General features: G+C 63.8%; 9 protein-coding genes. 4 read left to right on the plus strand and 5 right to left on the minus strand.

Translation table 11 applies throughout. The features are described 5' to 3' along the window. Window positions 1-204 precede the first annotated feature (204 nt). Window positions 205-870, minus strand: a complete 666-nt coding sequence (locus tag ACFQQC_RS18585; RefSeq protein ID WP_376864034.1) for a DUF6766 family protein — start codon at window positions 868-870, stop codon at window positions 205-207. Window positions 871-1,780: 910 nt separating this feature from the next. Between ACFQQC_RS18585 and ACFQQC_RS18590 the strand changes: the two genes are divergently transcribed. After that, window positions 1,781-2,626 (plus strand): universal stress protein, encoded by an 846-nt coding sequence (locus ACFQQC_RS18590; protein ID WP_376864036.1) that lies wholly within the window; start codon window positions 1,781-1,783, stop codon window positions 2,624-2,626. A 355-nt stretch (window positions 2,627-2,981) separates the two neighbouring features. Here ACFQQC_RS18590 and ACFQQC_RS18595 read toward each other — a convergent pair whose 3' ends face one another. Then, a complete protein-coding gene (locus ACFQQC_RS18595) occupies window positions 2,982-3,446 on the minus strand; it encodes a DUF2513 domain-containing protein (RefSeq protein WP_376864037.1) in 465 nt (154 codons plus the stop codon). Between the two features lie 64 nt (window positions 3,447-3,510). Beyond that, on the minus strand, window positions 3,511-4,197 hold the full coding sequence (locus tag ACFQQC_RS18600) for a hypothetical protein (RefSeq protein WP_376864038.1): 687 nt from the start codon (window positions 4,195-4,197) through the stop codon (window positions 3,511-3,513). Between the two features lie 179 nt (window positions 4,198-4,376). On the opposite strand from ACFQQC_RS18600, the gene ACFQQC_RS18605 reads away from it, so the two are divergent. After that, entirely contained in the window at window positions 4,377-4,610 is a 234-nt protein-coding gene (locus ACFQQC_RS18605; RefSeq protein WP_376864039.1) for a hypothetical protein, read from the plus strand. 195 nt (window positions 4,611-4,805) lie between these two features. Here ACFQQC_RS18605 and ACFQQC_RS18610 read toward each other — a convergent pair whose 3' ends face one another. Both ACFQQC_RS18610 and ACFQQC_RS18615 read right to left on the minus strand, forming a co-directional pair. After that, the gene (locus ACFQQC_RS18610) at window positions 4,806-5,138 is read right to left on the minus strand and encodes a hypothetical protein (protein ID WP_376864040.1); all 333 of its coding nucleotides are present in this window, start codon (window positions 5,136-5,138) and stop codon (window positions 4,806-4,808) included. Then, window positions 5,135-5,605: a thermonuclease family protein gene (locus ACFQQC_RS18615; RefSeq protein WP_376864041.1), complete on the minus strand. Its 471-nt coding sequence runs from the start codon at window positions 5,603-5,605 to the stop codon at window positions 5,135-5,137. Before ACFQQC_RS18615 ends, ACFQQC_RS18610 begins: the two co-directional genes overlap by 4 nt. Window positions 5,606-5,732: 127 nt before the next feature. On the opposite strand from ACFQQC_RS18615, the gene ACFQQC_RS18620 reads away from it, so the two are divergent. Together ACFQQC_RS18620 and ACFQQC_RS18625 are read left to right on the plus strand one after the other, a co-directional pair. Beyond that, window positions 5,733-5,921, plus strand: a complete 189-nt coding sequence (locus ACFQQC_RS18620; RefSeq protein ID WP_376864042.1) for a hypothetical protein — start codon at window positions 5,733-5,735, stop codon at window positions 5,919-5,921. Window position 5,922: 1 nt separating this feature from the next. Next, complete coding sequence (locus ACFQQC_RS18625) at window positions 5,923-6,321, plus strand: hypothetical protein (protein ID WP_376864043.1); 399 nt, start codon at window positions 5,923-5,925, stop codon at window positions 6,319-6,321. The last annotated feature ends 159 nt before the right edge of the window (window positions 6,322-6,480 follow it).

The following is a 6,480-nucleotide window of genomic DNA, read 5'->3' on the forward strand; positions in this document are numbered from 1 at the left end:
GGCGCCGACCACCGCCCTCGCAGGGGCTGACGAGTACAAGTGACCGTCAGTGGTTGCTGCGCCGACAGACGTCATGTTGTCGGCGATCTACCGATGTCCCTTCTGCGCAGCGCCGACGCTCGCTGCGTCCACTCACCCCCGGTACGGATTAAAGTCGGAAGGGCTCTTTGACCCTGTCATTGACCTAGGCAGCGGCGTGGGGGGTCAGTCAGAACCCGTTCGGCCATGGGGCGCTCCAACGGGCTTGGACTCCGGCGAGCCGCGCTCGCGAAGATAGATGGCCAGGACGATGAGCACCGCAGTGGACAGGAACTCGCTCTGCCAGTTCTGGAAGCTTTCGAACCAGAAATCCGCGTCGCCGACGTGACCCAGGACGCCGGCGGGGGTCTCTCCATGCAGCCGGGCCTCATCCGCATGGAGGCGGGCGCTGTTGAACAGGTGCATCGTGAAAGAGAAGGCGAAGAGCAGGAACAGGGCGATGCCAAGGGAATGGGAATACAGAGTTCGGGCGAGACCGCCGAGCCGCACCGGCAGAGGCGCCTCCGCCTTGCGGGCGTCGAGTGCGGGATCCCGATCCTGCGGCGCCGGCTCATCCGGTTTCCTGGATTCCGGCGAGCCGCGCTGAACCAGATAGGCCGTGAGCATGACAAAAGCCCACATCTGCAGGAACTCGCTCTCCCAGTTTTCGAACAGGGAGGAGAGGAAGGCCCCGCTGCCGAGATAGCTGGCGAGATTCATCGCCGATCGTCCATGGGTCAGGCGTTCGGCGTTTTCCACTGCGAAACCGGTCGCGGCCTGGCCGACGACGCTCGCAGCGAACAGCAGCAGGAGAACGAGAGTGAGGCCATTGTCCCGGAATAGACGTCTCATCGCATCCCCCCATGGTCCGGGCGTCGGCCTACATCGGACCCGTGGAACGCCCGGCGCCAGCCTTAACCGATTGCGTCGGGGCTCGTTCCCACATTCCCGGAGGCGGCTGAGCGTTGAGTGGCCAGCACGAGAGCAAGACATGAAAATGGTCCGGCGCGGAGCGCCGGACCATCCGTGCTCGTGGTGCGAAAGCCGGCCGGTGTCTACCTGTACCGCGCCCGTTCCTGCGCGATCTGTTCCGAGCTGTAGGGCTGAGCATCGGGATCGAATGCGGACCAACCGGATTGCCGGTAAGCTTCCCCACGGGTCGCCGCGTCGAAGCCTCTCCGGCCATTGAGGATCGCCTCCAGACGGTCCTTCTCGTCCCCTTGGGCCTTGACGCTGACCAAGGTTCCGCCGCGCCGGCGGTCGGTCTGGTCAAAAATCGAAGCTGAGCGGAACGTGGTTGAAACCGTGGTGCGGGCCCTGATCGTGCAACCGTCCGCCCAGCAACCGGCGGTGACCGCGGCGCGAGAGCGGATCGCTGGATGGCTGGAACGAGGCGCGCGATTGGACCCGATGCCGATTTGCGCATCGGAGGGAGCGTAGCACCGGAAATAGCCGCGAGCGGCAGCGCGGACGGTAGCCTCGATGTGACCGCGGTTCTGCTGACCGACGCAGCGCCGCGATGAGCAGCCAAGGAGCCGACCTGAAATACAGTGTGACCCGGTTCACGCTGGCGGCCGGTCGGCGCCGTTCCCAGTTCCGCTTGGTGCATTCGCCTGGATCATGAGCCCTATGTCCCCGCCGGGAGTCGCAGGTCACTGCGATGGCCACGGGTCCAGTCGGCTCTTTTTCGAAGTTCAGCAGTTCGCCGCAGTGGTTGATCGTCGGCCAAGGCGGTCTGCTCCCCGAGCCATAAGGTACCGCTATGATCACCGCCTGGAAGGACATCGCCGTCTTCCTCGACGCGACCGAACAGGGCCAAAAGGTGGGACGTCATGCCGCCGGTCTGGCCCAGCAGCACAAGGCTCACCTGGTAGGCGTCTACGGCGCCTTGAGGGAACGCGGCCATCCTACCGAGAGCTACGCGCGAGGCGCAGCGGTCACCCATGTGATCGAGCGCCATCGGCATGCCGAGGCAAGCCTGGTGGTTGCGGCCGGGCGGATTTTCGCCGACCTGGCGGACGCCTTCGCCGTCAGTTCAGAGTTTCGCGTGGTCTGGCGGGAGGCAGCGGATGAAGACGCCCCCCTGCGGTCGTTGCATTGCGACCTGATCGTCGCCGGCCATCCCAAGCCCAATGACCTGCCGGAGCGATGGACCGCCGAGCACCTGCTGCTGGTCAGCGGAATCCCGGTGCTGATGATCCCGCGGGACTGGAGCGACGCGCCGATCGGCCGGACGGTGGTCGTCGCCTGGAACGGCAGCCGCGCGGCGCGCCGCGCCGTCAACGACGCCTTGCCCTTCCTGACCTCGGCGGACCGGGTCATCGTTCTGGTCGTCGACGGCGAGCGGAACCTCCAGCGGCCGGGCGATGATCTCGGCGACGAAATCGTTCGCCATCTCGAGCGACATGAGGTGACCGCCGAGTTGATGCGGATCGAGTCGCAAGGGGCGCCGGTCCCGGACGTGATCTCCGGGCAATGCGCCACCCTGAACGCCGATCTCCTGGTCATCGGCGCCTACAGCCATCCTCGCACGAGCGAACTGCTGTTCGGTGGCGTAACCCGCTCACTGCTCGCGGAAGCGAACTTGCCGTTATTCTTGTCGAGATAGGTCCGCGCATAGTAGCTCCGGTCCATGGAACGACATCTTCAGACCGGTCGCGGGTGATCGGTGTTCTGGGCCGGGTCACACCAGCGCTGCTGGAAATAGCGTTCCAGCTAGACTGTGTAGAGCGCCCGCCTGTGGGCCTCTGAGCGCGCAAACCCCGTCACGGCCTGACCGCGCCGTCGTGCTGACCTATCAGACACCGGACTTTTTCAACGGTATCGGCGCGCTGGCGACATCGACCGAAGGACGCAGTTTGACTCATAGCGGCGGTTGGCGTGGTCCGCTTTCAAGCAAGTCGCCGAATATGCGTGCTGTCACAAAGCGGAGTGGTGCTGTCCGCGCGCAGCCGGTGTCGCACTCAGACTTCGGCAGGGCCGAAGCCCAGATCGTAGGCAATCCGCCTGATATAAAGCCGGTTAACGCAGGTGACCTGCAGACGTCCATCGGCGATCGGCGGCAATCCGATCGCACGCTTGCCCTCGCTCACCGCGACAGCGATCACCGTCTCTAATGTCGCGCTCACGAGTTTATCGCCAACCGTTTTCAGGGCGCGCTTCCAAACAGCATTATCGCGCGTCGCGGCGATGAAACGGTGACCTCCATAAGTGACCGATTGAGGTACATGCCATGTGAAGTCGAGATCCTCATCATCAGGCAGCGTATCGACCACCAGATAGCCGGCCTGCTTCAACGCTCGAACGTGGTAGCTCACCACTCTTGGGTCTCGTCCAGGCAGTTCGAGATTGATGTATTCGTCCGTGCCAGTGTCGGCGTCCTCACACGCTAACATTATGTCTCGGCATAGGTCCCAGTTGAGTTTCATTCGTTGTCTCGCTCATTTGCGGCACCACCGCTTTCGCAGCAATCACCGCCCGGCTTCGAGAGGGTCAGACGCCGTCTTTGTTTTCGTGGCGACTAGCTTCGGCTGCCTCGATCAGGTCGTCCAGTTCGGCAAGGAGGATCAAGCCGGCGTCCCGGAAACGTAACGCCTCGGCAAGGCTGAACTCCACTGCACTGTGCGAGTGAACAGCCGAGTTCCGCACGCTGCGCAGATCCTCGACGATAGATGCGAGATAGATGGGCATTGCATCGCTGGCTTTCAGGAAGTTCAGGACCGCCTTCAGATTGCCTTGGGGAACAGGCAGCTCGTAGGCTCGGGCGAGGTCCAGCAAGCGCTCCTCAATGTTGCTCCACATGTATTGGATGGCGGACCGCGGATCGGCTGCCGCGATCCTTTCAAAAGATGACGCCTTGGCACTGGTCGTCGGAGTCGGGGCGTCAGGAGCGACCCGAGGCGCTTTCGGGTGAAGTGTGCCCTCCGCTTCCCAACTATCTGGCAGATCTGAGCCATCGAATTCGCCGCGGATTTCACGCGCTTTCGCCAATGCGTCAGCGAGCAGCAGCTTTACGCCGAAGGCTTCGACGGTCGTCGCCTCGTTGAGTTTGGCCCGCAGAGGTACGCGGAACCACCAGACAAGAAGGCAGATCGCAAATGGCCAGGCGACCGCTCCGATCAGCGTCGAAATTGCGATCGCAAGCTCGATCCAATCCGCGCCGTCGTCGGGCGTGGGCACTTGAAGCACTACGGGCTGGATATGAAGAGGCGGGCTAGGTTGTGTGTGAACGACGATGCTTGGGGCCATTTCCAATCCTGACACCGGACAAGGATCAGATTGCCATGCGCACCGCACTTGTCCAACTATAGGCTGTGGCGAGCTGGGCTGGTTGCCGCCCGTTCCGGTTAGAGGCTGGAATGATCCTGACGATCGCCATGGCGCTGGCCATCCAGCAAACCACCACATGCAGCACGATCAGCTCCATCACGACGTGTCACACGTCGGCCCCGCCTGCACCGCCGGTTCAGGGCAATCCGAATGCGTTTCCCGACGGCATTCGAAATGGCCAGCAGATCATCGAGCAGCTTGACCGCGCCCGGCGCCTTCCACTCCAAGGGCCTAAGCCTGCCGTTTCCCCAACCACCAGCTGACCCCCAACGCCGCCAGCGCCCCGACCGTCAACCCATGCTCGACCCACTTTGGTCCCTGCAGCCCCTGAACGAAGAAGCTTCCGCATATTAACAAGACGGCCAGGGCGACGAACACCTTGGCCGACTTCGGCATCTTTGGCCCGCGGCCTTCGTGTAGATCGGTCACCGCGCCCTCCACTCCCAAGGCCCTCTGCATCAGTCGCCTTGGTTCGGGTCTTTGAAGAAGACCATGACCTTGTAGCGCCGGCCACCGTCCAGCCAGGGCGGGGTGCGGCCGATCCTATGGGCCTCCCCTACGGCGTACTCGCCAAGCCCTCGGCCTTGGGGCATCTCAGCGAGCGGGCGACAGTCCGTGAGCGAATGGTCATCGTGCGCCATACACTCCATCTCGACCCTACCGAACCGCTCGGCTGAATGCGGGGAGATGATGTAAGGGGCATCGCCGAAGATGATGGGGACCGCCGCGTCGGGGCCGTTCGCTTCCACGAAGCGCTCATATCCCGACGGCGGTTCTTGCCAGTCAATCATCTCGACCTCCATTCCCAAGGCATTTGAAACTCGCCGGCCCACAGCCCGGCTTTCGCTAAACGCGCCAGAGCCTCATCCTCGCGGTACTCCCCGCCAGAGTAGCGGTCGTAATTCAGCGCCCAGCCGTTGCGGACGATCTGTCGGTTGAGGTCGGCCCATTCCCAACCGGCCTCTCCGCCGTCCAACTCCCACTTCACCGAGCAGCGGGCGACGATCCGGCGGTAGCGGTCAGGGCGCCCAACCGGCTCGCACTTCACCTCTCGGTCCATGATCATCTGGACGACGTGGAAGGTCGCGACCTGGCCGCAGTCCCAATGCTCGCCGTCGCGTATGCAGGACTGCCGACCTTCTGGCGCATCAATGCCCCAGAGCCGGATCCGCTGGCCGCCGATCTCGATGGTGTCCCCGTCTACGGCGATGGCTTCGCCGATGATTGCTGGGGGATCAGGCGGGAGGGCGTGGATCATTGAACAACTAGCGCATCATCGACTTTCTACAGCAAGAGAACATAACAAGAACATAAAGCTTGCGCGGCGGTCTGTCCGGAGTCACGAGTCCGCCCCCGGGTCGGATGGCGCTGAACGGGTGAACGACATGACCGACGACCAGCGACTGGCCACGCTCCTGGCCGAGTGCATCGCCGATCTGGACGCGGCTAGCGCCGAAGGTCGCGCGGGGCTGACATACCTTCTGCGGCAGATCGAGGATGCGTCGCCCGGCGCCGTCGAACAGATGGCGGCCCGGATCCAGCTGGCCCGCCTGCCGCGGACGACGGCGCACTGACATGCCGACCGAACGCATCCTGCATTACCGGCGCTCAAGGGCGCGGCCGGAGGACGGAGCCTACACCCTGTTCTGCGTCGTCACCTGGCACGGCGAGGTCGCCCCGGCGCTTGCCTTCCGCCGGCCCGACCAGTTCCCCGACTTCGAGGGCGAGGAGGCGTGGTTCCGCGTGCGCTGGTTCCGAAAGGGCCGGTTCGATGTCATCGAGCAGGTCGCCGACCGTAGCGGCGCGCCTCTGCCGGCGAGGACGGAAAGCGCAACCTGGCCGCCGTCGGGGAGCTCGATCAGGACGACGCCGGATCGGCCGTCAGCATCGAGGGGTTCAGTGTGGACTTCGACGTCTGCCGTACTCAAGGCGGGGTTGCTCGATATGCAAAGAAGCCCCGGCTATCGGGGGTGAGCGAGCCGGGGCTTCCATCGATGGGAGACGTTTGGAAACGATCCGGTCGTCGAACCAGCGCGGTGGGACTGGGTTCCGAAGCGGACGTCAGGAATGTCTGAGAGGGGTGGGAAGCAGACTTCGCCGTATAACCATCGCTGGTCTGGAGGCCAGATCAGG

Origin of the sequence: Brevundimonas sp. GCM10030266 (assembly GCF_042666595.1) — a bacterium.
In the GTDB taxonomy this organism is placed as follows: Bacteria; Pseudomonadota; Alphaproteobacteria; order Caulobacterales; family Caulobacteraceae; genus Brevundimonas.

Excerpts from the sequence above, each read along its gene's own strand:
- ACFQQC_RS18590 (WP_376864036.1), top strand. The coding sequence starts at position 1,781 with ATGATCACCGCCTGGAAGGACATCGCCGTCTTCCTCGACGCGACCGAA.
- ACFQQC_RS18620 (WP_376864042.1), top strand. The coding sequence starts at position 5,733 with ATGACCGACGACCAGCGACTGGCCACGCTCCTGGCCGAGTGCATCGCC.
- ACFQQC_RS18625 (WP_376864043.1), top strand. The coding sequence starts at position 5,923 with ATGCCGACCGAACGCATCCTGCATTACCGGCGCTCAAGGGCGCGGCCG.
- ACFQQC_RS18615 (WP_376864041.1), bottom strand. The coding sequence starts at position 5,605 with ATGATCCACGCCCTCCCGCCTGATCCCCCAGCAATCATCGGCGAAGCC.
- ACFQQC_RS18605 (WP_376864039.1), top strand. The coding sequence starts at position 4,377 with ATGATCCTGACGATCGCCATGGCGCTGGCCATCCAGCAAACCACCACA.
- ACFQQC_RS18585 (WP_376864034.1), bottom strand. The coding sequence starts at position 870 with ATGAGACGTCTATTCCGGGACAATGGCCTCACTCTCGTTCTCCTGCTG.
- ACFQQC_RS18595 (WP_376864037.1), bottom strand. The coding sequence starts at position 3,446 with ATGAAACTCAACTGGGACCTATGCCGAGACATAATGTTAGCGTGTGAG.
- ACFQQC_RS18610 (WP_376864040.1), bottom strand. The coding sequence starts at position 5,138 with ATGATTGACTGGCAAGAACCGCCGTCGGGATATGAGCGCTTCGTGGAA.